26 protein-coding genes and 2 riboswitches are annotated in these 24,684 nt (G+C 30.2%); of the genes, 4 read left to right on the top strand and 22 right to left on the bottom strand.

Features of this window, described 5'->3' with window-relative positions; translation table 11 throughout:
• Nucleotides 1–95 precede the first annotated feature (95 nt).
• Genes DW911_RS08765 through DW911_RS08755 form a run of 3 tightly spaced genes read right to left on the bottom strand, consistent with a single transcriptional unit; the run spans nucleotide 96 to nucleotide 3,701 of the window.
• Nucleotides 96–788, bottom strand: a complete 693-nt coding sequence (locus DW911_RS08765; protein WP_118433429.1) for a GntR family transcriptional regulator — start codon at nucleotides 786–788, stop codon at nucleotides 96–98.
• A 1-nt stretch (nucleotide 789) separates the two neighbouring features.
• Complete coding sequence (locus tag DW911_RS08760) at nucleotides 790–1,782, bottom strand: isocitrate/isopropylmalate dehydrogenase family protein (RefSeq protein WP_118433427.1); 993 nt, start codon at nucleotides 1,780–1,782, stop codon at nucleotides 790–792.
• Nucleotides 1,782–3,701 (bottom strand): aconitate hydratase, encoded by a 1,920-nt coding sequence (locus DW911_RS08755; protein WP_118433425.1) that lies wholly within the window; start codon nucleotides 3,699–3,701, stop codon nucleotides 1,782–1,784. Before DW911_RS08755 ends, DW911_RS08760 begins: the two co-directional genes overlap by 1 nt.
• 113 nt (nucleotides 3,702–3,814) lie before the next feature.
• On the opposite strand from DW911_RS08755, the gene abc-f reads away from it, so the two are divergent.
• Together abc-f and DW911_RS08745 are read left to right on the top strand one after the other, a co-directional pair.
• Complete coding sequence (gene abc-f, locus DW911_RS08750) at nucleotides 3,815–5,659, top strand: ribosomal protection-like ABC-F family protein (RefSeq protein WP_118433423.1); 1,845 nt, start codon at nucleotides 3,815–3,817, stop codon at nucleotides 5,657–5,659.
• A gap of 87 nt (nucleotides 5,660–5,746) precedes the next feature.
• A complete protein-coding gene (locus tag DW911_RS08745) occupies nucleotides 5,747–7,165 on the top strand; it encodes a glycoside hydrolase family 1 protein (RefSeq protein ID WP_118433421.1) in 1,419 nt (472 codons plus the stop codon).
• Nucleotides 7,166–7,173: 8 nt separating this feature from the next.
• Here DW911_RS08745 and DW911_RS08740 read toward each other — a convergent pair whose 3' ends face one another.
• A complete protein-coding gene (locus tag DW911_RS08740) occupies nucleotides 7,174–7,785 on the bottom strand; it encodes a YczE/YyaS/YitT family protein (RefSeq protein ID WP_118433419.1) in 612 nt (203 codons plus the stop codon).
• 98 nt (nucleotides 7,786–7,883) lie between these two features.
• Between DW911_RS08740 and DW911_RS08735 the strand changes: the two genes are divergently transcribed.
• A complete protein-coding gene (locus DW911_RS08735; protein WP_118607713.1) occupies nucleotides 7,884–8,675 on the top strand; it encodes a LysR family transcriptional regulator in 792 nt (263 codons plus the stop codon).
• A 26-nt stretch (nucleotides 8,676–8,701) separates the two neighbouring features.
• Here DW911_RS08735 and DW911_RS08730 read toward each other — a convergent pair whose 3' ends face one another.
• Together DW911_RS08730 and DW911_RS08725 are read right to left on the bottom strand one after the other, a co-directional pair.
• Nucleotides 8,702–9,241: a DUF305 domain-containing protein gene (locus DW911_RS08730; RefSeq protein WP_118607712.1), complete on the bottom strand. Its 540-nt coding sequence runs from the start codon at nucleotides 9,239–9,241 to the stop codon at nucleotides 8,702–8,704.
• A gap of 53 nt (nucleotides 9,242–9,294) precedes the next feature.
• A complete protein-coding gene (locus DW911_RS08725; RefSeq protein ID WP_118433413.1) occupies nucleotides 9,295–10,656 on the bottom strand; it encodes an alanine/glycine:cation symporter family protein in 1,362 nt (453 codons plus the stop codon).
• A 48-nt stretch (nucleotides 10,657–10,704) separates the two neighbouring features.
• A riboswitch (glycine riboswitch) is annotated at nucleotides 10,705–10,787 on the bottom strand.
• Nucleotides 10,788–10,863, bottom strand: a riboswitch (glycine riboswitch).
• A 44-nt stretch (nucleotides 10,864–10,907) separates the two neighbouring features.
• Between DW911_RS08725 and DW911_RS08720 the strand changes: the two genes are divergently transcribed.
• Nucleotides 10,908–11,378, top strand: coding sequence for a VanZ family protein (locus DW911_RS08720; RefSeq protein WP_335673710.1), 471 nt, complete (start codon nucleotides 10,908–10,910; stop codon nucleotides 11,376–11,378).
• On the opposite strand, the gene DW911_RS08715 is transcribed toward DW911_RS08720, so the two are convergent.
• The 16 genes from DW911_RS08715 to DW911_RS08640 all read right to left on the bottom strand — a co-directional run bounded on the left by DW911_RS08715 (nucleotide 11,362) and on the right by DW911_RS08640 (nucleotide 24,158).
• On the bottom strand, nucleotides 11,362–12,006 hold the full coding sequence (locus DW911_RS08715; protein ID WP_118433409.1) for a YczE/YyaS/YitT family protein: 645 nt from the start codon (nucleotides 12,004–12,006) through the stop codon (nucleotides 11,362–11,364). The genes DW911_RS08720 and DW911_RS08715 overlap by 17 nt on opposite strands.
• Nucleotides 12,007–12,120: 114 nt before the next feature.
• Nucleotides 12,121–13,554 carry a C69 family dipeptidase gene (locus tag DW911_RS08710; RefSeq protein ID WP_118433407.1) on the bottom strand — a complete coding sequence of 478 codons (1,434 nt, stop codon included), beginning with the start codon at nucleotides 13,552–13,554 and terminating at the stop codon, nucleotides 12,121–12,123.
• 89 nt (nucleotides 13,555–13,643) lie between these two features.
• Nucleotides 13,644–15,722, bottom strand: a complete 2,079-nt coding sequence (locus DW911_RS08705) for a glutamine synthetase III family protein (protein ID WP_118433405.1) — start codon at nucleotides 15,720–15,722, stop codon at nucleotides 13,644–13,646.
• Between the two features lie 149 nt (nucleotides 15,723–15,871).
• Entirely contained in the window at nucleotides 15,872–16,375 is a 504-nt protein-coding gene (locus DW911_RS08700) for a hypothetical protein (RefSeq protein ID WP_118433403.1), read from the bottom strand.
• 153 nt (nucleotides 16,376–16,528) lie between these two features.
• Nucleotides 16,529–17,878, bottom strand: coding sequence for a PTS sugar transporter subunit IIC (locus DW911_RS08695; RefSeq protein WP_118433401.1), 1,350 nt, complete (start codon nucleotides 17,876–17,878; stop codon nucleotides 16,529–16,531).
• A gap of 265 nt (nucleotides 17,879–18,143) precedes the next feature.
• Nucleotides 18,144–18,860 carry a GntR family transcriptional regulator gene (locus tag DW911_RS08690; RefSeq protein WP_118433399.1) on the bottom strand — a complete coding sequence of 239 codons (717 nt, stop codon included), beginning with the start codon at nucleotides 18,858–18,860 and terminating at the stop codon, nucleotides 18,144–18,146.
• Between the two features lie 114 nt (nucleotides 18,861–18,974).
• Nucleotides 18,975–19,517 carry a phosphodiesterase gene (yfcE, locus tag DW911_RS08685; protein ID WP_118433397.1) on the bottom strand — a complete coding sequence of 181 codons (543 nt, stop codon included), beginning with the start codon at nucleotides 19,515–19,517 and terminating at the stop codon, nucleotides 18,975–18,977.
• A gap of 2 nt (nucleotides 19,518–19,519) precedes the next feature.
• Nucleotides 19,520–20,125, bottom strand: a complete 606-nt coding sequence (locus DW911_RS08680) for a GyrI-like domain-containing protein (protein ID WP_118433395.1) — start codon at nucleotides 20,123–20,125, stop codon at nucleotides 19,520–19,522.
• A gap of 78 nt (nucleotides 20,126–20,203) precedes the next feature.
• On the bottom strand, nucleotides 20,204–20,461 hold the full coding sequence (locus tag DW911_RS08675; RefSeq protein WP_118433393.1) for a glutaredoxin domain-containing protein: 258 nt from the start codon (nucleotides 20,459–20,461) through the stop codon (nucleotides 20,204–20,206).
• Nucleotides 20,461–20,943: a peptidylprolyl isomerase gene (locus DW911_RS08670; RefSeq protein ID WP_118433391.1), complete on the bottom strand. Its 483-nt coding sequence runs from the start codon at nucleotides 20,941–20,943 to the stop codon at nucleotides 20,461–20,463. The genes DW911_RS08675 and DW911_RS08670 overlap by 1 nt, the downstream gene beginning before the upstream one ends.
• A gap of 1 nt (nucleotide 20,944) precedes the next feature.
• Nucleotides 20,945–21,229 (bottom strand): hypothetical protein, encoded by a 285-nt coding sequence (locus DW911_RS08665; protein WP_118433389.1) that lies wholly within the window; start codon nucleotides 21,227–21,229, stop codon nucleotides 20,945–20,947.
• Between the two features lie 71 nt (nucleotides 21,230–21,300).
• The gene (gene rlmH / locus DW911_RS08660) at nucleotides 21,301–21,780 is read right to left on the bottom strand and encodes a 23S rRNA (pseudouridine(1915)-N(3))-methyltransferase RlmH (protein WP_118433387.1); all 480 of its coding nucleotides are present in this window, start codon (nucleotides 21,778–21,780) and stop codon (nucleotides 21,301–21,303) included.
• Nucleotides 21,770–22,519 carry an MBL fold metallo-hydrolase gene (locus tag DW911_RS08655; protein ID WP_118433385.1) on the bottom strand — a complete coding sequence of 250 codons (750 nt, stop codon included), beginning with the start codon at nucleotides 22,517–22,519 and terminating at the stop codon, nucleotides 21,770–21,772. The genes rlmH and DW911_RS08655 overlap by 11 nt, the downstream gene beginning before the upstream one ends.
• A 44-nt stretch (nucleotides 22,520–22,563) precedes the next feature.
• Entirely contained in the window at nucleotides 22,564–22,767 is a 204-nt protein-coding gene (rpmE, locus tag DW911_RS08650; protein WP_118433383.1) for a 50S ribosomal protein L31, read from the bottom strand.
• A 331-nt stretch (nucleotides 22,768–23,098) separates the two neighbouring features.
• Nucleotides 23,099–23,773, bottom strand: a complete 675-nt coding sequence (locus DW911_RS08645; protein WP_118433381.1) for a DUF6036 family nucleotidyltransferase — start codon at nucleotides 23,771–23,773, stop codon at nucleotides 23,099–23,101.
• Entirely contained in the window at nucleotides 23,763–24,158 is a 396-nt protein-coding gene (locus tag DW911_RS08640) for a hypothetical protein (RefSeq protein ID WP_118433379.1), read from the bottom strand. The genes DW911_RS08645 and DW911_RS08640 overlap by 11 nt, the downstream gene beginning before the upstream one ends.
• Nucleotides 24,159–24,684 lie beyond the last annotated feature (526 nt).

The raw sequence follows: 24,684 nt of genomic DNA, 5'->3' as shown, positions 1-24,684 counted from the left end.
TTTGTGTGCCTGAAATTATCAATAAGAAAATTATGTTTTTTCTATTGATTTTTAGTAGGTCTCCTTATAAACAAATACATCCCATAAGGGATGTATTATACTTTTTCTGCTTGAATTTTTTCTTTTTGAGCATAGTAATTTTTTACTAATAATTGTGTTTTTCTAATATGTTTTTGAATTTTTTCTTTAGCCAACTCTTTATCTCGCTTTTCAATAGCTTCTAAGATTTCTTTATGTTCCTGAGCAGCAGGCAACAAACGATCTGGTTGTCTAATAGAATGACGTGATGTGACATGAATATAATAATTGATGTCAGACAATAATTGTTCAAAATACTGAGAATGTGTTCCACGATAAATAGCTTCATGGAATTCAATATTGATTTCAGTAAATTTTTCTTGATCATTCTTTTTAGCGTAGAATTCTAGTAAATCATAGATTTCTTTAATTTTTTCTAATTCTGCTTCACTAATACGATCAATCGCTAATTGAATTGAAAGACCTTCTAAAACAAGTCTAATTTCTAACATGTCATCAATATCACGAGGTGAAAATCCTAGTACATAAACACCTTTATTAGGAATACTTTTAACTAATCCTTCTAATTCTAATTGTTTTAATGCTTCTCTAATGGGTGTCCTTGATATATTTAACTCTTTTGACAAAGCTACCTCATTTAATTTTTGACCCGCTTCATAGTCTTCGTTTAGTATTTTATCTCTCAAAATACAAAATATTTTATGTCCTAAAGAACCATGCCCGGCATTTTCTAATAAATCTCTTTTCATCTTATAATTTCCCAATAATTGCTTCTGTAAATTCTTGTGTAGATGCACTTCCACCAATATCTGGTGTGACTACTTTTCCCTCTTCTACAACTTTCGATAAAGCTTCTCTTAAACGATGAGCTTCATTTGTTTTTCCTAACGCTTCTAACATAAGCGCAAACGCTAATAATAATGCGCTTGGATTTGCAATTCCCTTTCCTGCAATATCTGGTGCACTACCATGAACAGCTTCATAAATACGATATTCATCCCCAATATTTCCACTAGGTGCAAAACCTAATCCACCGACCAATCCTGCGCATAAATCAGAGACAATGTCACCATAAAGATTAGGTGCAACAAGTACATCAAATGTTTCTGGACGTAAAACCAATTGCATGCACATATTATCTATGATAACTTCTTGTTTTTCAATATCTGGATAATCTTTTCCTACATTTCTAAAGCATTCTAAAAATAACCCGTCAGTATATTTCATAATATTAGCTTTATGAATCGCTGTTACTTTTTTTCTACCATTATTTTTAGCGTATTCAAAAGCATAACGACAAATCTTTTCACTTGCACCTTTAGTAATTAATTTGATACCATGAGCCACATCATCACCGACCATATATTCAATCCCTTTATATAAGTCTTCAGTATTTTCACGAATCATAACTAAATCAATATTTTCATATTTTGATTTAATTCCTTTAAATGAACGAATAGGTCTGACATTGGCATAAGTAGCAAATTGTTGTCTTAATGCTACATTTACACTTCTAAATCCTGTTCCAATAGGTGTTGCTGTTGGACCTTTTAATGCCCATTTGTATTCTTTAATCGCATCGACTAAACCTGGTTCAAAGACTTCTTTTGTTTTAGCCGCATATTCTGCTCCTGCTTGATATTCTACCCATTCGATATCTAAATTCATAGCTTTCGTAACATCAACGACACTCTTTGATATTTCTTTACCAATTCCATCACCTGGTATTAAGACTGCTTTCATTAAAAGTCACCTCCTAGTTCTTTAATTGCATTTAATAAACCACCATATAAAATCATTGTTTTTTCTCTTGGTGTTAATTTTAACTTAGCAACAATAGTATCATTTGTTGTTTCATTCGTTACTTTTACATCTAAATCATTTTCTACACAATTTTTAAGATCATCTAAACGATAAGTATCTTGATCATTGAAGAAATCTAAGTCTTTAGCGTCAATCACTAATGGTAAAATACCATTATTAATTAAATTAGAACGATGAATTCTCGCAAATGAAACTGCAAAAATAGCTTTAATTTTTAAATAATTTGGAACTAAAGCAGCATGTTCACGAGATGAACCTTGTCCATAGTTATCTCCCCCAACAATAAATCCACCATTATTTGCTTTACAACGATTATAGAATTGATCATCTACTTTACAGAAACTGAACTTAGCTAAATGAGGAACATTACTACGATAAGGTAATAATTTAGAATCTGATGGTACGATATGATCAGTAGAAATATTATCACCTACTTTTAAACATACTTTACCTTCAATGACATCTTGTAATTTATCTCCTCTAGGAACTGGTTTAATATTAGGTCCCATATAAATTTCATTATTTTCATCATAATCTTCAATAAAGAAGTTTTTATTTTTAACAAATGGTGTTTGTGGTACATCTGCTAAATACATATCATCTTCAAATTCATCAGATAAATATCCTTTAATTGCACTTAATGCCGCTACTTCTGGTGATACTAAATAGACACTGGCATCATTTGTTCCAGAACGACCTTTAAAGTTACGGTTAATTGTTCTTAAAGAAATCCCTTTTGAAAGTGGTGCTTGACCCATTCCAATACATGGTCCACAACCACATTCAAGAATTCTTGCTCCAGCAGCAACCATATCGGCTAATGCTCCATTTTGTGATAACATTGATAAAATACTTGATGACCCTGGTGCAATAACTAATGATACATGCGTAGCCACACGTCTTCCTTTTAAAATACGAGCAGCTTTCATCATATCTGCAAATGATGAGTTTGTACATGAACCAATGACAACTTGATTAACTTTCATACCATTTAATTCACTTACTGGTACAACTGCATCTGGACTATGAGGTTTGGCTGTCATAGGTACAAGTTTTGATAAATCGACTGTGATTTCTTCGTCATATGTTGCATCTTCATCAGCTTTCATTTCTACAAAGTCTGCTTCACGTCCTTGTTGAATTAAATATTCTTTTGTTTTTTCATCAGTTGGGAAAATAGAAGTTGTTGCTCCTAATTCTGCCCCCATATTACAAATTGTAGCACGATCTGTTAAAGATAAAGATTGAACACCTTCACCCGTATATTCAATAATTTTATTAACTCCACCTTTAACTGTCATTTGTTGTAAGATATAAAGAATAATATCTTTAGCACTTACCCATTTTGATTTTGTTCCTACTAAGTTCACTTTAACAACACTTGGACATTGTAAATAGTATGTCCCTGTAGCCATTGCTACTGCAACATCTAATCCTCCTGCACCAATTGCAATCATTCCCATGGCACCACATGTTGGTGTATGTGAATCTGAACCAACTAAAGTTTTCCCCGGTTTAGCAAAGTTTTCTAATTGTAATTGATGGCATACACCATTCCCTGGTTTTGAAAATACAATACCATGTTTTTTAGCTACACTACGAATAAATTCATGATCATCCATATTTTCAAATCCTGTTTGTAACATATTATGATCGATATAAGCCACAGCTTTTTCTACTGCAACATGACCGATTCCCATTGCTTCTAACTGTAAGTAAGCCATTGTCCCTGTTGAATCTTGTGTTAATGTTTGATCAATTTGAATACCAATTTGTGTTCCTGGTATGAGTTCCCCTGTTTTTAATTTTGACTGCAATATTTTATATGCTAAGTTCATTTTTTGTCATCCCCCTTAATTGTATACAATTATACATTAAAGCAATTTCCATTACAACCTTATTTTTCATTGTTCTTATAATCTATATTTGATAAAATATGAGCGGTGATAATATGTTAATCGAACTTTCAAAAATTACAAAATCATTTCAAGGTATTCCTTTATTAAAGGATATTACTTTTAAAGTTGATAATCATGATAAAATTTCAATTATAGGTGTAAATGGCGCTGGTAAAACAACGATTCTAAAAATCATATTAGGTGAAGAAGAATATGATAGTGGTGATTTATTTAAAAGCCGTGATTTAACAATCGGCTATTTAAAACAACAACAAACAATGGATCCTACTTTATCGATTTACCAGATTGCTTTAGCTGTTTTTAAACCTTTAATTAAAATAGAAAATCGTATGCGTGAATTAGAACTCATTATGAAAGAAGATCATAGTGAACCTATATTAAATGAATACGATCAATTAAGTCATCAATTTCAAGAAAAAGATGGCTTTAGTTATCCAAGTAAAATAATCGGTATTTTAAAAGGGTTAGGTTTTCAAGAAGATGAATTTGATTTATTGGTTGGTCAACTTTCCGGAGGACAAAAAACAAGATTAGCTTTGGCTTGTTTATTACTAGAAGAACCTAAGTTACTTATTCTAGATGAACCAACTAACCATTTAGATAGTGAGGCTATCACCTTTTTAGAAAACTATTTAAAAGGTTATAAAAATGCTTTAATTCTTGTCAGCCATGATCGTTACTTCATTGATACTGTTTCTAATAAAATTATCGAAATAGAAAATGGTAAAGCATCAAGCTATCAATGTCGTTATGAAGAATATGCACTAAGAAAGAAAACCCAAAGAGCGATTGATTTAAAACATTACTTAAACCAACAAAAAGAAATTAAAAAAATGCAAGAGAGCATTGATACTTTAAAATCATTTAATCGTGAAAAGAGTATTAAACGTGCTGAATCTAAAGAAAAACAACTTGCAAAAATAGAACGCATCGATCGTCCTGAAAGTTTGCCTTCTACAATAACTATCAACTTTACTCCTCTTAAAGAATCTGGTTATGATGTTTTAAAGGTAGAAGATTTAGCTGTTCGCTATCAAGACCTTGTTTTTGAACATTGTAACTTAGATATTAAAAAGAATGAACGCGTTGCTATCGTGGGAGAAAACGGAATTGGCAAAACAACTTTGTTCAAAGCCATCATGGGACTCCTTCCTATTAGTCATGGTAAGATTAAATTTGGTAGTCATGTAGATTTAGCTTATTATGATCAAGAACATACTTCTTTAAATATGAATAAGACTATTTTTGATGAAATTTCTGATACTTATCCAAGAATGACAAATCAAGAAATTCGTAGCACTTTAGCTCTCTTTAATTTTAGAGGTGAAGATGTTTTTAAAGATATCGCCATGCTTTCTGGTGGTGAAAAAGGGCGTGTTGTTCTTACTAAGATTCTTTTAAAACAAGCGAATTTACTTATTTTAGATGAACCAACTAACCATTTAGATATTGCTTCTAAGGAAGTCTTAGAAGATGCTTTGTTACAATTTACAGGAACCATTTTATTTATCAGTCATGATCGTTATTTTATTAATAAAGTTGCATCTCGTATTGTTGAAATAACAAAAGAAGGTACAATTAGTTATAATGGTCGCTATGAGGATTACCTTTTATCTAAGCAGCCAGCTATAATAAAAGAAGAAGTCAAACAAACAAAAGTACAACAAACCATTGATCGTAAAACTAAAAATGAAATTAAAAAGGTTGAACGTCAAATTAGTGCTTTAGAAGAAAAAATCAAGGAAATGCAAACAGAATTAAGAAGTGATGAAGTCATGGACGATTATCAAAGATATAATGATTTACAAAGTCAAATAGAAGAAAATGAAAATGAATTAGAAAACTTATATGAAAAATGGGAGTCATTACAAATGTAAGACTGCCATTTTTTCATATTTTAAAAATAATCATGTTTTTTAATTAATTTATGTATAATAGGCGTGTAAATCAAGGAGGAAATATAAATGTTACATAAAAAATTAAAACCTTTTCCTAAAGATTTTCTTTGGGGAGCAAGTACAAGTGCTTATCAAGTAGAAGGTGCTAGTTTAGAAGATGGTAAAGGACCTTCATGTCAAGATGTTAAAGTTGTTCCTGAAGGAACATCAGATTTAAAAGTATGTGCTGATCAATATCATCGTTATAAAGAAGATATTGCTTTAATGGCTGAAATGGGATTTAAAACATATCGTTTCTCTATTTCTTGGTCAAGAATTATTCCTGAAGGTACAGGTGCTATCAACCCTAAAGGAATTGAATATTATAATAATGTCATTAATGAATGTTTAAAATATGGTATTGAACCATTAGTAACAATGTTCCATTTTGATATGCCTGCTGCATTAGATCAACGTGGATCATGGTCTAATAGAGAATCTGTAGACTGGTTTGTAAACTTTGCTAGAGTAATGTTTGAAAACTTTGGTGATCGTGTTAAATACTGGCTTACAATTAATGAACAAAATATGTTAACTTTAGTTGGTCCTGTTATTGGAACATTAACTATTCCTGAAGGATGCACAAATGTATTAAAAGAAACATATCAACAAAATCATCATATGTTAGTTGCTCAAGCTAAAGCTATGGCTTTATGTCATGAAATGTTACCTAACGCTAAAATTGGTCCTGCACCAAATATCTCATTAGTTTATGCTGCTACATGTAAACCTGAAGACGTTTTAGCTGCTCAAAACTATAACGCTATTAGAAACTGGTTATATTTAGATATGGCTGTTTATGGTGTTTATAATAATTTAGTATGGGCTTATTTAGAAGAACATGATGCTTGTCCTGAATTTGCTGAAGGTGATGAAGAAGCATTAAAGAATGGACATCCTGACTTTATCGGATTCAACTATTATAACACTGCTACATGTGAAGCAAGTGATGGAACTGAAACAATGGATCCAGGTGCTGATCAACAAACTGCTCGTGGTGAAGCTGGCGTATATCGTGGATATCGTAATCCTAACTTACCTACTACTGAATTTGGTTGGGAAATTGATCCTATGGGATTTAGAGCAACTATTCGTGAAATGTATTCAAGATATCGTTTACCAATGATCGTTACTGAAAATGGTTTAGGTGCATATGATACTTTAACTGAAGATGGTAAAGTTCATGATCAATACAGAATTGAATACTTAAGAAAACATATTGAACAAATCCGTTTAGCTATTAGTGATGGTGCTAAAATGATGGGATATTGCCCATGGTCAGCAATTGACTTAATTTCTACACATGAAGGAATGGTAAAACGTTATGGTTTCATTTATGTAGACCGTGATGAATTTGATTTAAAAACTTTAGATCGTTATCGTAAAGATTCTTTCTATTGGTATAAAAAAGTCATCGCTACTAACGGTGAAGATTTAAGTGATTAAAAAGCGAGTTAATACTCGCTTTTTTTATATGTATATTTTTCACATACTCCTATCACTCTACCAATATAAAATGCAGAAAAAACAGTACCTATACCTATTCCATATATAGGTTTACCACATAATAAACAAACAACGATTGTTATTGTTATCATAGAAATATCAAATAAATTTTTACATAATGAATATTTTTGATGAAAAGTTTGTGAAATACTTAATACTAAACCATCTACCGGTGTCATGACAAGGTGACTTAATATCATCAAAAATACACCTAATGCACAACAAGTATTTCCCAGTAATAATAAAATAATTTGCATAATGATATTTGTTTGAAAAATAGGTATCAAGTATTGGTAGAAATCAACTAAAAAACCAAATATAAATGAAAACGGTATTTCTAATAGAAAGGTTGTTTTTATTTGTTTTTCAATTATGATTTGTAATAAAACAAAAATTAAATAAAAAACAATATTAGCCTGACCAAAAGTTAAAAAAGTAATCCGACTTATAGCATAGGGTAAGGTGCTAAAAGCACCTACACCTAAACCAGATAATGTATTCAATGTAATTCCTAAAGCTAACACATTCATTCCAAGTATGTAATATCCATATTTTTTCATCTTATCCCTCTTTTCATTATGCATTGTATAGTTAATATTAATAACTTTCCAATATTAATATTTCATATTATAATAACTATATCTTATGAGGTGATAACATGAACATCAAGCAACTAGAATATTTCGTCGATCTAGCGTCTACATTAAATTTTACAAAAACAGCCAAAAACTTTTATATCAGTCAAACTGCGATAACAAAACAAATACAAAACCTAGAACATGATCTTGACTTAACTTTATTTTTAAGAACAAAAAAAGAAGTTGTTCTCTCTCAAGAAGGTAAAACTTTCCTTCCTTATGCCAAACAAATATTACATGATGTGAATTTAAGTTATGAAGCAATTAAAGAATATAAAAGAGGAAAAAGCGGGATAATTAAACTTGGATTCATCAAAGCCTGTGAGCACCAAGTTTTACTTGATTTATTAGAGAAATTAAAAAATCAATTTCCTCTCATACAATTCCAATACCAAGCCTATCCTCGCCAAGTTCTACTTGATCTTTTTAAAGATCATCAATTAGACGCTATTATTATGTACGAGCATAATGAAACTCAATCATTTTCTAAATGTGTTCTAAAAAATAGTTATCTAAGAAAGTATTACCATCGTGAATGTAACCTCAGTACACTTCCTTTAATATATGATGTTCAAGATGATGAAAATCACCAAGAATTAGAACAAACGTTACTCAAATTATGTCTAAAAGAAGGCTATGCGATTCTTCATGATTTTATTGAATATAATCAATATGCAAAAAACTTCAATTATGAAGATACTTTTGTTTCTTCACCACTATGTTTTTTCTATTTAAACAATCATACTAATTTTGCATTAAGCCATGTTATTGATTATGTTTTACAAACATATAAAAAGGATAACCTTAAATAGATTATCCTCTTTGTCATTCATTATAATCAACTATTCTCTTTAATTTTATTGATTTGATCAATTGTTTGTTGTTGATGATAAATAATACCTTCTAATATCGGTTGTAATGCTTCAATGACATGATATTGAATTGTTTCTTTAGCCATATCAATACCTGCTTGATAATAAATCAGCATTTGTTCAAGATATAATTGATTAATGTTGTCCTTACAAATCATCGTCATTTTTTCAAGCATAGCTTCAATTATTTGATTCATCTTTTCTTGATGTTTCTGTAAATCTTGATAAGTATTTTTTAAATCCTTTGCTTGATCTTTTACCTCCAGCATATTGTTAATTCCTGATGTTTGTTCTTTAATAATTGAAAAAGCGATATCTTGGACATCCTCATTTAATGAGTAATTTAACAAATTGGCACTTATTTTTATTCCTGCATAACGATAAGGTAAAAATTGGACAATAAAATTATATGAAATACTATCACTTAAACAGACACTCATCATCTTACAATACATCTTATTAATAATATTTTGATATTCATTTAAATAATGATTTATACAATTCACGAAGATCCCTCCAAGATAAAAATATGCGTATTCTTTAAAAGAATACGCATATTTTAATCAATTACTAATTCTTCTTGTTCTTCGTAACCAAAATAATTTTCAGTTTCCATGATGATTTCTTTTCTTAATCCAATTAATCCAATTAAATTTGGAATAGCCATACATCCATTAACAATATCTGCAAGGATAAAGATAAAGTCTAATGACATAAATGGTCCAATTGCGATAAAGATAATATAAATAAGTTTATAATATTTAATTGCTTTGATACCCTTTAAGTAATAAATGCATCTTTCACCATAATAATTCCATCCAATAATTGTTGTAAAAGCAAAGAATACTAAACCAATATTGACAATATATTTACCTATTAAAGGAATAAATAAACCTACTGAAAAAGCATGTGATGTCATGGTTGCACCATTTAATCCTGTTGTATGTGATTGTGTAAGTAAAATAGCGAGACCTGTCATTGTACAAATAACAATAGTATCAATAAATGTTCCTGTCATTGATACCAATCCCTGTTCTACACATGAATCTGTCTTTGCTGCAGCAGCTGCAATCGGTGCACTTCCTAGACCGCTTTCGTTTGAAAAAATCCCACGACTAATTCCTTTTTGCATTGCTAGTGCCATTGTAACTCCAGTTCCACCACCAACAACGGCTTGAGGTGTAAAAGCTGCTTTAATAATCATGGCTAGGGTTTGAGGAATCATTGTAATATGAGTGATTAAAATAAGTACAACTCCTCCAACATATAGCACACACATAAGGGGAATGACTTTTTCAGCTACTGATGCAATTCTCTTGATTCCACCAATAGTGATAAAAGCTACTGCAATAGTTAAAATAATCGCTGTAATATAGCGAGGTATATGAAATGACATTGTAAGTGCATCGGAAATAGATTTAACTTGAGTAAATGTTCCTATCCCAAGTAAAGCTACAGCTACACCAAAAAAAGCAAATAATTTGGCTAAAAATGGACTATGTAATCCTCTTTCTAAATAATACATAGGTCCCCCTGCCATTTGATTATTTTCATCTTTAACACGGTAGCGAATAGCAAGTAATCCCTCTGCATATTTTGTTGCCATTCCAAAAAAAGCAGAAACCCACATCCAAAATAACGCACCAGGTCCCCCTGCTACTATCGCTGTAGCAACACCAACAATATTTCCTGTTCCAATCGTTGATGAAAGTGCTGTACATAATGCTTGAAAACTGCTGACATCTCCTGATTCTTGCTCAGTCTTTTTAAAAATACAGCGAAAAGCTAATTTTAATTTTGTTAACTGAATTAATTTTAGATGAAAAGTAAAATAAATTCCTGTTCCTAACAATAAACAAATTAATGGCATCCCCCATATATAACTATTAATTTGTTTTAAGATATTGGTAATCATTTGCATAAAAAAAACTCCTCCTAATAAATTAGTCGGAATTAATAATGAAAAAACTATTAAGCCACTGTCCTTTTACCTGAGAGTTTCACCCTTCTAGGCTTGCTCCTTCGGTGTTCAAACGAATCTCTCCAGTGGTTCGTCCAATAGCGATCCTGTTACCTGAAATCTTTCATTCTTCGGTGTCCATCTAAGGATCTCTTTCGCCATTATCATCCGATATACGACTTTATTATACTACGTTGTATACAATTGTAAATATGATTTTATTTTTTGTAAATATTTTCATCCTTTGTTATAATACAAGCATGAAAAAATATAGATACTTAATATTTACAATTTTATGGATGATATTCATCTTTTTTATGTCACAAACACCTGGACAAGAATCATCTCATCAAAGTTCTTTCTTTGTTGATATTATAATTAACTTCATTCCTATAAAAGCTAATACACTTTCTTTTATCATTAGAAAATGTGCTCATATGTCAGAATATGCTATTCTCTTGTTTTTAATTTATCAAACAATTAAAAATAGATACACATTAAAAATCAGCTTTTTTATCACTTTTCTATATGCATGCAGTGATGAATTTCATCAATTATTTATCCCTGGTAGAGCCGGTCAATTAAGAGATGTACTCATTGACTGTACTGGTGCTTTTATTATGGCATTGGTTATTTATTGTTATAAAAAAAGAAAGCATAAGCTTTCTAATCATAATCAATAAGATCAAATTTTTTAAAAAGTGGCTTTTGCCATTTCATAAAAATACCCATTAAAGGACCAAACAAAAACATTCCTATAATTGTTCCTTCTCTTATGGCTAATGGTACATTGCATACAAGTCCTACCACTAAAGCAATCATAATACTGACAATATCAACACTTTGTCTTAATACATGAAATGGTTTATTCGTCTTTTTACTTACTGCCATGCATGCCCCTTCTAATGCAAAAGTAACAATATCTAAAACCATGACAGCCCCAACACCAAAAGCACAAATAATATATCCTGAAATTAAAATAGCCACATTCATCCAGTATTCATGAATATGAATTGAACCCAGCAAATCATATAATACAAAATTAACAATATTTCCTAATATAAGACATACTATAATTTGTAATAATTGGATTTTTTTAAAATCCTTTTTTAATACTAAAATTTGAACAATAATACAGCTAAAGTTAAAAAACATACCAATCGTTCCAACTTGAATACCCGTAATTTCATTTCCTGTTTGTGCAAGAGCATCCCACGCACCAACACCAATTGCAGCCTTTAAAGTTAATGCACTCCCAATGCTACCAATGATTACAAATACAACTAACATGATTAATCTCTTAATTTTCATATAAAACCCTTCCAAAATAATATCATTATGGCTAATCTTATACTAAAATATTTTTACTTTGTATATTTTTCTAATTATGAAAATTTAAATAGAGGAACTTATTAAGTTCCTCTATTAGGCGTCTGAACGTTCAAATTTATTTTTCATTGAAAGACTTAATTCATTTAAGACTAACGCTAAGGTTTTATCTGTTTCCTTTTTCAACATTTCAGCAATTTCTTGGTTAGCTTGATGTTTAAGAAGTAAGCATTTTTCATCGTTTGCTTCTTTTAATAAATTATCATATTTATTAATAATATAATGCCCTTTAGCCATGACACTTTTTTGATAACGCTCTATATGAATAGCTGATTTTTTATAACAGGCATCTGCCATCGCTGCAATTAAACGACTTGACCAATAAAAATTATCAGTCGAAACTGTTGCTGTTGTGTTATTTAAATATTCTGGTGTTTCTTCTATTCTTCCATAAAATGGAACTAATGCATTAAAAACATTTGATGCATAGGCTACCCATTCAATAGCTTGATAAGCTTGAGGCACATCATTTCTTAATTGGATTACTGATAAAAAATCGTTTCGATTAATACCGATAGGACGGTAAATTCCTTTTTTTATAGAATGACCATAAGGGTCATATTCAGTACCTTGATAATGTAAAGATAATGCATATTTAACATCCTCTACTGTTATTTTCTTTTCTGGCACTTGAGACCATGGAATATCGTCATCACTTGGAAGATGTTGGAAAGAACGCGGATTAAAGTATCTTTCAATATCATAGGCTCTTGGTGTGTTATAAACATGATCGGAATCATCATGACTTCCAAAAGTATCACGAGCATTAAATTTATCATCAAATGCAAGATTTAAATGATATTGATTGATAAATTCTTTCATATCTTGGGAACACATATGATTGATTTGGGTCGTCAAAGCATCATGTAAATCAAAAGAATCAATACCAAATTGATTTGGCATAACAACATATTCATCATCAGGTACTCTTTTAGCAATCCAATGATGACCACCAATTGTTTCTAACCACCATATTTCATTTTGATCTTGAAATGCAATACCATTCATTTCATAAGTTCCATATTTTTCTAATAAACTTCCTAATCTTATCACACCCTCACGAGCACTATGAATGTAAGGTAAAACAATATAAACAATATCTTCCTCGCCAATTCCACCAGGCATATGATTCATTTCATCATATTCTACTAAAGGATCTGCGCCTAACACGCGTGGATTAGATGTAATGGTTTCTGTTGCTGTCATCGCAACATTTTCCTCATTAATACCACTTGCAGCCCAGATTCCTTTTCCCTCTACCGCGTTTGGCATGGCAGTAAAAGACATAGGATTATCTGGTAATTCTATTTCTAAATGAGATAGAACTGATTTATATATTTTTTCTTCTTTAGAAATCACTACAAATTTCTTTGGAGTAAAACCATCAGCCCCAGAATCATCATTTCTAGCAATCATTGTTGATCCATCATAAGATGCATTTTTACCTACTAACAAAGTTGTACAAGACATATTTCTCCCTCCTCTTTTTTCTTATTATATAACAAACTAAACATAATTAGAAAAAAAATGATTCTACCGAAGTAGAATCATTTCATCTATTAAATTCCAAATAATAAATCAACATAAGTAGGGATTGGCCAATATGAATCATCAACAACTTCTTCAACAGCATCCATTGTTTCTCTTAATGATTGCATAGTTCCAAATACTTCATCTCTCCACATAGAAGCCACTTCAAAGATTTCTGCTTCACTATTTTGAGCCTTTGTAATATTTGCTTCTAAAGTATTCATTTTTTCTTTAGCAGTTTTTAATAATCCAGATAAGTTATTAGCATCTTCTACCATGAATTCACATTCAATACCTGCATCTTTAGCAGCTAATACACTACCAGAAAGTTTAGCTAAATAATCACAAGCAGCTGGGTATAATTGAGTTTTTGCCATTTTTAAAGCAGTCAATGCTTCAACTTGGATTGTTTTAATATAATTATCTAATAAGATTTCATATCTTGATGCTAATTCAACTTTTGAATAAACACCGATACGATCTAACATTTCCATATATTTTTCTTCTTTTAAGCATTTTAATGCATCAACAGTGTTTTTATTATTAGGTAATCCACGTCTTGCTGCTTCTTCTTCCCATTCTGCTGAATATCCATCACCATTGAAGATAATACGTTTATGTTCACTAATAAATTCTTTAATCACTTCATCAGCAGTTTTTCCAGATTCAATAGCATCTGACATTTCATTCATTTCTTGTGCTAAGATAGCATTTAAAATTGTATTAGGACCAGCAACAGATTGAGCAGAACCAACTGCACGGAATTCAAATTTGTTTCCTGTAAAAGCAAATGGTGAAGTTCTGTTACGATCAGTATTATCTTTAGAGAATGTTGGTACAACTGATACACCTGTATCAAAACGGCCACTATCTCCATGGGCTACTTTTTTACCTGAACAAATTTCTTCAACTAAAGCATCTAATTCTTCACCTAAGAACATTGAGATAATTGCAGGTGGTGCTTCATTAGCTCCTAAACGATGATCATTACCTGCAGAAGCAACTGACATACGTAATAGTTCTGCATATTCATCAACTGCTTTAATTGTACAAGCAAGTGCAGCTAAGAATGGTTTATTTTCTTCTGGTTTAGGACCAGGATTGAATAAGTTAACTCCAGTATTTGTAATAACTGACCAGTTATCATGTTTACCAGAACCATTTACTCCAGCAAATGGTTTTTCATGTAATAAACAACGTAAACCATGTTTTTTAGCAATATCTTGTGCTAATTGCATTAATAAATGGTTATTATCAGTTGTAATATTCACTTTAGAATAAACACAAGCAACTTCATGTTGTGCAGGTGCTACTTCATTATGTTTAGTTTTAGATGGAATACCATATTTCCATAACTCAGTATCTAAATCTTTCATAAATGCAGCAACTTTACGTTTTAATGAACCAAAATAATGATCTTCTAATTCTTGTCCTTTTGGTGCCATTGCTCCAAATAAAGTTCTACCTGTTAATTTTAAATCCATACGTTCTTGATAATATTTATCATCAACTAAGAAATATTCTTGTTCAGCCCCAACTGATGCAGTTACACGAGTAACCCCTTCTAATCCTAATTTAGGAAGTAAACGAACTGCTGCTTGACTTAAAGCATCACATGAACGAAGTAAAGGTGTTTTCTTATCTAATGCTTCCCCTGTATAAGAACAGAATAATGTAGGAATATATAAAGTACCATCTTTAACAAAAGCAGGAGATGTACAATCCCAAGCAGTATATCCTCTTGCTTCAAATGTAGCACGTAGACCACCTGATGGAAATGATGAAGCATCAGGTTCCCCTTTTCTTAATGTCTTACCACTAAATTCTAATACTGCTTTAGTTCCATCTGGTTCTAAGAAAGCATCATGTTTTTCAGCAGTTAAACCTGTCATTGGCATAAACCAGTGTGTGAAGTGAGTTGCCCCATTTTCTACAGCCCAAATTTTCATTGCGTTAGCAATGACTGTAGCACATTCTTTCGATAATTCTTCGCCGTTATCTAAAGATTCATGAAAAGCTTTGTATGTTGATTTAGGAATACGTTCTTTCATGACATCATCAGTAAAAGCTAAACATCCGTAATCATTAACTAAATTGTTTAGTTCCATTTTTAAGTTCCCCCTTGTTGATTTATATATACATTTATTATGTTTATATGCCGTTATTATACAAATGAAATATCAAGATGTCAATATATATTTATAATTTATTATCATTTTAATAATTCATTATTATTAACTTAATAAAAAAGAAGAAACTAATGAGTTCCTTCTTCAAGTTGTGCTTTTTCTCTTTTATTTTCTCTTCTTCTTTTCTTTTCAAATTTACGATGTGTTTCATTGTATTCATGTACTTGACAGTTAATACGTTTATTAGCGTTAACAACGGCTCCTACAAATCCTTGACGATCTTTTGGAAAACAACAGTAACGTTTATTATTTTCTGTATAAATTTCAATTGCATGTGGACGAGTAACTAAGTCTGCCATTCTTGATACTGGATCACAAATTGTATCACAACGCATTAAATCAACTTCTTTATTTTTCCATAAAGGATATTTAATTGTCATACGACGATTTTCAATTTCATAAGCGTTTGGACGACATCCTATAAAGATGATGAAAAGTAATACTCCAAAAGCAACGACTAAAGGTAAATCTTTAAAATCTTGGAAAATCAATTTAATAAGTACATATAGTGTATAACCAGTTAAAAAGATCAATGTTGCTGTGTTCTTTCTAAATTTAAATTCTTGTTTCATAATAGCCTCACTTTCTTGTTCATTATAACAATAATCATTATAATTGCCAATTTATTCCTTACTTTTTCTAATCATCATTTATAATGTATGATTAGAAAAAATAAGGACAATTGCTTGTCCTTATTCATATTTTTTAAATTTGCTCTATATATCTTAAGCTTCTGCAGCTTGTTTGTTTTGATATTTTTCGTAAGCAATAACGAATGGAACATAGATAACTGTTGCTAACACAATTGCGATTAATTGTGAAACAGCTCCCATGATTGATCCACCTGTAGCTAAGAATCCTAAGAATAGAGGTGGCATTGTCCAAGGTACTTCGATACAAACTGGTGGACAGAATCCCATAGAAATTAAAGCCCATCCTAAAGCAACGCAGGCAACTGGTGCTAAGATAAATGGAATACCTAAGATTGGGTTTAATACTAAAGGAATACCAAATGTAACTGTTTCGTTGATGTTGAATAATCCAGGAACGATAGATAATGTAGCGATAGCTTTGTTATCTTCACGTTTACCGAACATAAAGATTGCGAATACTAAACCTAAAGTAACACCAGATCCACCCCATTCACCAAACATTTGTAACATTGTTAAGTTGAATGTGTTGTATCCAGATTTAGCTCCAGCTTTGAACATTGCAGTGTTTGCATAAAGTAATGGTCTGAAGATTGGTTCTTTTACTGCAGCTAACATGTTGTTACCATGAATACCTACTAACCAGAATAATGAAATTAATACATACATTAATAATACTGGTACTAAACTGTTACCAATGATATGAGTTAATGGTTCTTGGATGTAATGTGAAATTAAGTCATTTACATAGAATCCAGTTCCTAAATATAAGAAATGACCAATAGCTCCTACGATAGCTAACATGATAAATGTTGGAATTAATACTTCGAATGCACGAGAAACTCCTGGTGGAACTTGTTCAGGCATTTTAATTTTTAATGCATCTTGTTTTCTTAACCATCCATAGATTTCCATAGATAAGATACCAAAAATTAATGCTGTGAAAAGTCCAGTAGCTCCAGTGTATGAAGATGAAATTCCACCAACTGTAGTTAATGCTTCTTTACCAGCTGGTAAAACAACTCCAGTAGCGATTTCTTTTCCTGCTTTCCATACATAAGTAGTAGTTGGTGTTACAACTAACCAAGCAATAAATGATAATACTGCAGGATATGCTCCTGTTTCACCGTTAGCTTCAGCAATTTCTTGCCCTACTAACATAACAATACCAATTGAGATACATGAAATTGTAGCGAATTGGATTGCTGCGAAAATTGGATTTAAGAACTCTAAAGCCATGATTCCGCTCCATAAAGCTCCTAACCCTGTACCTGAGTTAACTAATACGTTAGTCCAAAGTACACCGATTGCACCAGCGATAGTTGCTGGCATGAAGTTTTGGAATGCGTTTTTGATGGCACCAAGGTATTTATTTTGACCACACCATGCACCAACGCGTCCAAGCTTATCAGCAAATGCGTCCATATTTTTTCCTCCCTTTAAAATATATCTTTCTGACACTTATTAGTATAAAAAATGTTTATCCAAAAGTCAATGCTTTTTAAATCTAAAAGTACCATACTTTTAATTTTAAAAAGCATATATTTTCCCAAAAAGCGCATTCTAGAGCCATTTTTTAGTGCTAAAAAAATGGTATATTTTTTAAAAAAATGTAACCACTACCAAGAAAAGGCTACCATAATGTATATACAAGGTCTATTTTAGCTACAAAAAAAGAGTCATTTGACTCTTAGTTTTGTACTGTAACTGTCTGTAATTCAAAGTTATTATAATGAAATCTTGAAAAAGAATATTCAAAAATAACACCACTACTTAAATAAGCTGTTTGTTCAATTTCAAAATAAGGTTCATATTCTTTTAATCCTAAATATTCCTGTTCAAGTTGAGAAGATAAATGTCCCCTTACTATTTTATGACAACTTTGTATTTTCAACTTCAGATCTTTTTCTATATACTGATAGATTGAATGCTGTAAATGGGTCAGCTTTAAATTTGGTATCACCGATATAGGCATATATGTTATCTCTAACGAATACGGCTTATCATCTATTTTTCTAAGCCTGATAATATGATAAACAAATGATCCTTCTTCTATTTGTAGTTTCTTTGAGATAACTTCATCACTAGGAATTACCTCAAAAGCAATCACATCACTGCTGACTTTGGCCACTCCTTCGTATCTTTTAGATAATCCTTGTGCAGCCATATTTGTTGCTTTGGCAGGGTCTATTGATGGATCATAATCCTTAACAAATGTTCCTGCTCCACGTCTTCTAACAATTAAGCCTTCTTTAACTAAAATTTCTAAAGCTTTTTTCATTGTTTCTTTATTACAATGATAAGCTACACATAATACATATTCATAAGGAAGTTTTTGACCATAAGTATACTTTTGTTCTACTATTTTTTGACGTATATCATCTGCTATATCAATATACTTAACCATACAGTCTCCTCCTTTTATCATTCTATCTTAAAAATACCATACTTTTATATAATTTGCACGGATTTTTTGATTATAACAAAAAAAGATGATTGATTATCTCAACCAACCATCCTTTTATTCTAAAGTGATTTCTTTTACTATATTTTGATTAAAGTCTTTGATCACAATACGATGATTTTCATAAATAGCATAACTATTTGTTCCTTCTTTTGGTAAAGAAATAGAAGAAGGATTAATAATATAGATATTATCTTTTTTCTTTGCTATTGGCTTATGAAAATGTCCATACACAAGAATATCATTATCATTTAATAATGGTAATTGATCTTCATTATATAAATGACCATGTGTTAAAAAGAAATGATGTCCATCTACATCATACAAAGCGTAGTCGCTTCTCATTGGAAAATCCAATACCATTTGGTCTACTTCACTATCACAGTTTCCTCTTACTGCAATAATATCCTTTTTCAATGGATTTAATAAAGCAATTACTCGCTTACAATTATACCCATCTGGTAAATCATTACGTGGACCATGATATAAAATATCTCCTAAAATAATTAATTTATCTGCTTTTTCCTCTTGATAAGTTTCAATAGCTCTTTTTGCCCATGTATAAGAACCATGAATATCTGATATAAACATTAATTTCATTTTTAGCCTCTTTCTATTGCATAACGAATAATTGTCTTCAAATCTTCTTCTGCCGTCTTTTCTGGTTTATTTAAATAAATTTCATGATGCATACCTGCCAGCTTATAATTTTCTACTGTAATATACTCCATAATCTTTTTAGTAGAATTAATTTCTGTATGATAAGCACCTTTATGTAAAAGCTGAACTGCACGTTCTCCGTTTCTTTTCTTTAAATACACATCTAATATATAAGGATTATCTGTCCTTAAAGATAAATCTAATTTTATTTGATTTAATATTTGTTCAGTTAATGTTGGTACTTGGACCATCATTAATGTAAATTTAATCATCTTTTTACGTGTCACATCAAAATGACTGTTATCATAGGTATCCCATATTCCCTCTAAAGGTGGAACTGTATATAATATTTCATCTTTAAAATAATTCCTTAATTCTCTTGAAACCATTTGTAATGCTTTGGATTTTAATTTAAATTCATCGACAGATGGGTTCCCCACCCCATCAAGCATAATATATGTTAATTCAGGTACATCAACCAAGGCAATCACTTTAGAAGATGTTGTATACAGGTTACGATACAATTTCTTGACATCATAGCTTTCCACTGTTTCACCCCCATAAGCACTCTTTATTATACCTCATTTTTCTAAAAAACAAAGAAAAAAAGAATCAGGATATTGAATCTATCCTTGATTCTTTAAGTGTTTATCAAAAACTGATTTTAATTCTTGATAGGTAGTAGCCCCTTCAATATATTTACTGGTTCCATCAAATAATGCTGGTACATAATAGTAATCATATGAATCAGCTAGTTCAACCTCTTGACTTTCATCAATTAATTGAATATCAATATTTTGATATTTTACATCTTCTTTTAATTCCTTAATCCATTTTATTGCCTGCTTACAATAAGGGCAATCAGGTAATATAAATAATTTCATTATGCTCTTTTGATTGTTTTAATCACAATAGGAGTATTTGGACAATCTCTCATATCTCTAGGAGCACGAGCAATTTTATCTACAACATCTAATCCTTCTGTAATTTTACCAAATGCTGCATAATCACCATCTAAATGTGGTGCTGCTTCATGCATGATAAAGAATTGAGAAGATGCAGAATCTTTAAACATTGTTCTAGCCATTGATAAAACACCCGGTGTATGTTTTAAATCATTATCAACACCATTACTTCTAAATTCACCTTTAATTGCATCAGTATGTTTTTCATTAAAGTTAACATCATATCCACCACCTTGGATCATAAAACCAGGAATAATACGATGGAAGATAAGTCCAGCAAAGAAATCTTCATCAATTAATTTTAAAAAGTTTTCTACAGTAATAGGCGCAACTTCAGGATAAAGTTCTCCTTTCATTACATCTCCATTTTCCATTTCAATAATAATATCTACAGTTTCCATTTTAATCCTCTTTCTTTTCTTCTATATATTCAGCTTCAACAATATGTTTCTTTTCTTTTTTCTTTTTGAAATACGTTTTAAATAGAAAAAAGACAATAATAACAGCTGCTACAACGGCAAGTACCCAAATAATATTTTTTACTTGATCAAATTGATACGCTACAGCAACAACAAGACATAAACTTATTACATCAAACATTCCTGATAACTTATGTTTTTGACCAACTAAACAATTTAATGATAAAGCAGTCGAAATAAATAACCCTAAAATAAGTGCGACTTCCATATTATGTACCTCCTTGCCTCATTTTATCATATTTTTTATAAAATATAAAAATAGTAGCATAAAAATTGCTACTATTTATGGTACGTTTCATTTTTCATAATCTTAAATGCCCGGTATATTTGTTCTACTAATACCAGTTTCATTAATTGATGAGGGAATGTCATTTTTGAAAAGCATAAACGATAGTTGGCTCTTTTAATGATAGCTTGACCTAAGCCTAAAGATCCCCCTATAACAAAAGTAATCGTACTTTTACCTCTAATCATACATTCTTCTATTTGTTTAGAAAAAGCCACACTATCTATTTCTTTTCCATGCAAATCTAAAACAATAACATATTCATCATCTTTTATTTTAGATACGATTTTATTAGCTTCTTTATCTTTAATGATATCTTCTGTATGTTCACTTGCTTTATCAGGGATTGGCTCATCGGGTACTTCTATCATTTCTACCTTACAATATGCATTTAATCTTTTTACATATTCCTTAATTCCATCTACTAAATACTTTTCCTTTAGTTTTCCAACCGTCACAAGTTTAATCTTCATGATGTCCTCCTGAAACAATGTCAACTTGACTTGTAACTTTAATATTTTTAAAGTTTATCCCTCTTTGATTAAATACTTGATGATATGTTTCTAATGCTTTTTCTTTCGTATTGGCTTCTTGACTTAGATGTGCTAAGCATATTTCTTTTGTTTTATTGCCTATCACCTGAGCCATAATATTAGCACTATATTCATTATTTAAATGCCCTTCATCGCCATAGATACGATTTTTTAAAAATAAAGGTCTTTTTGTTGCCATAAGCATTTCTACATCATGATTACTTTCAAATATGTAATAATCTAAATTATCTATGTATTTCATATTCTTTTGTGATACATATCCTGTATCTGTCATATATAATATTGTTTCTTGATAACCTTTAATCACAAATCCTAAAGGTGAGGTTGCATCGTGTGATAAAGGTAATGGGGTAATACGAAAATGATCTAAATCTATATCTTGATAAGGTTTTAATACATGTGTTTCATCTAGATGAGGAATACAATTCTTACCACTATAAACTATCTTTTGATCAAAAATACCAATATTTTTATTATGATCATAATGATCATGAGTTAATAATACATGACGTATATCCCTTTCTTTAAAACCTAAACTATCTAATTTATAAAGTAATTGTTTACGACTAATCCCACAATCTATTAATAAACCTTCATCTTTATCATAAATAAAGATACTATTTCCTTTAGAACCACTTGCTAATACATGATATTCCATAATTTCCTCCATAAAATAAAAATGAGTACCAAGTACTCATTTTATTATTTAAGTCCGTATTTCTTATTGAATCTTTCAACACGTCCATCAGCACTAGCAAATCTTTGTTTACCAGTATAGAATGGATGACAGTTTGAACAAGTATCAACACGTACTTCATCTAAAACTGATCCACTTTCAAATTCGTTTCCACAAGAAGTACAAACGACTTTTACTTTTTTATAATTTGGATGAATTCCTTGTTTCATATTCTTCAATCTCCTTCCGCCTTATAGTATTTCACTACAAAGTAAGTGCTATAGTATGATAACATTAAATTACATTGAATTCAAGACTCTTTTTTGATTTTTATCAAATATTATCATTAAATGTTAAGCCTCATTGATAAGCTCTTTCTGGTTCATCTTTTTTCTTTTAATTTTATATTTAATAATTCAAATGTACAAATATAGTCCGCTAATTGTAAAAGTATATATTCACTTTGTTGTACTTTTCTAAACTTCACATTATTTAGTTTTTTAAAATTATTAGTATTTTTTTCTTTACATGAAGTAAAAAGAGCCACATATTGGCTCTTTTCTAAATTTTCAGACCGTTATCTTCTTCATCTTCAGGTACTTCTAATTCTTCTAAAATTTCATTTCTATTTTTTTCTTCCATATGAATTATAGTATCATATTCTTTTTCTAATTCTTTTCTTGGTAATTTTAATAAAGATTCTACATATGCCATTAAGTCTTTGTCAACAACCTCTAACGAGTTATACAAATTACAAATTGCATCTTGTATCTTTTTTATTGTTATACAAGGGTTTTCTAATATAATTCCAATTATGTCGGAATAATCGTTTTTGTAGTTTCTATTAGACATCAGTTTCATAGCTATGAGGTATTCATCTTTGATTGTATAAAAATGAATATGATTAGAATATGTTCTATAATAATCGGCATAGTTAATCAACTTATTACTATATGATGACGTCGAGATGAAGTCATCATTTATCCAGTTTGAAGTTAAATTATATTTATCGGCTATTTTATTTGCAGACCGTTTGATATTTATAAGTTTATTAGGTTTTATAATATCAAAATCTGCTGTAGAATATCTAAAATTATAATTTAATACTATAGAACCTCCACCAACAATAATTATATCAATATCGACATTTTTTGTTTCTTTCCTTAATTCTTTTGCAAATTCTTTTAAATATTGATGAGCAGTATCTTTATTGATAGTGTCTGTATCAATAGACATTTTCTATTTCTCCTTCACAAATATTAAATTTTAAAAACTCTTTTTCAGCATTTTTTAATGCTTTTTCTTTTATTTCATTATTTTTTAATAATCTAGACATCATTTCAACCCCTCTAGGATAAACAATATCTTTCAATTTATATTTATCATAAGTATGGATATTCATATTTAATCCATATTTATTTGAAAGATAATTGACCATTGCCACTAAATAAAATGATTTACAATATTTTTTTTCATTAAAGAATTTCTCTATCTTATGAGAATTTATAATTTCTTCAACAGCTTCTTTAGGATCTAACATTTTAATAGACTGACAAAGATTGCTTTTGAATAATTCAAAATCGTCATTTTCAGTGTTGATTATTATCTTTTTAACAGGCATGTCAATCATCTCCCTTGTATAAACTCATAATATATTAGTTATAAAGACACATCAATTTTTTATAACCAATTAAATTTTATCCTCTCAAAAGTATATTACCACTACTTAAAAATAATAAAAGTTAAAAATCATTTTTTTACTTAAAATTATCTAAATTATACCCTATTTAGTTGCTTTTATCATATTCAATACCGTATAATTCTTATTTACAATGACAATATAATGTTGTATTGAAGCATGCAAATAAAACATTCTCATTTTTTAAATTAAAGAGCATCTTCGATCTAAAAATAGATATAAATATTCGCCTTTTATTCTAATAATCGGTACAGTATGTATGAATTTTTGATTAATATTTTCATTTAATCCACCTTTCCTTAACTAAAAAAATTGGCGGGGAAGTGTCCTCGCCTTCAGTGACCCAGATCATTCGAACAAGCCAAACAATAAATGTCATATGACATATATATTGTATTCATAACATATCATTTTTATGCTCGATTTTAAACAAGCTTTAAGAAACATT

The organism is Erysipelatoclostridium sp. AM42-17 (assembly GCF_003480255.1).
Classification (GTDB): Bacteria; Bacillota_I; Bacilli_A; order Erysipelotrichales; family Coprobacillaceae; genus Faecalibacillus.
Note: the sequence above shows the minus strand (reverse complement) of the source record. Positions and strands in the feature narration are given on the sequence as shown.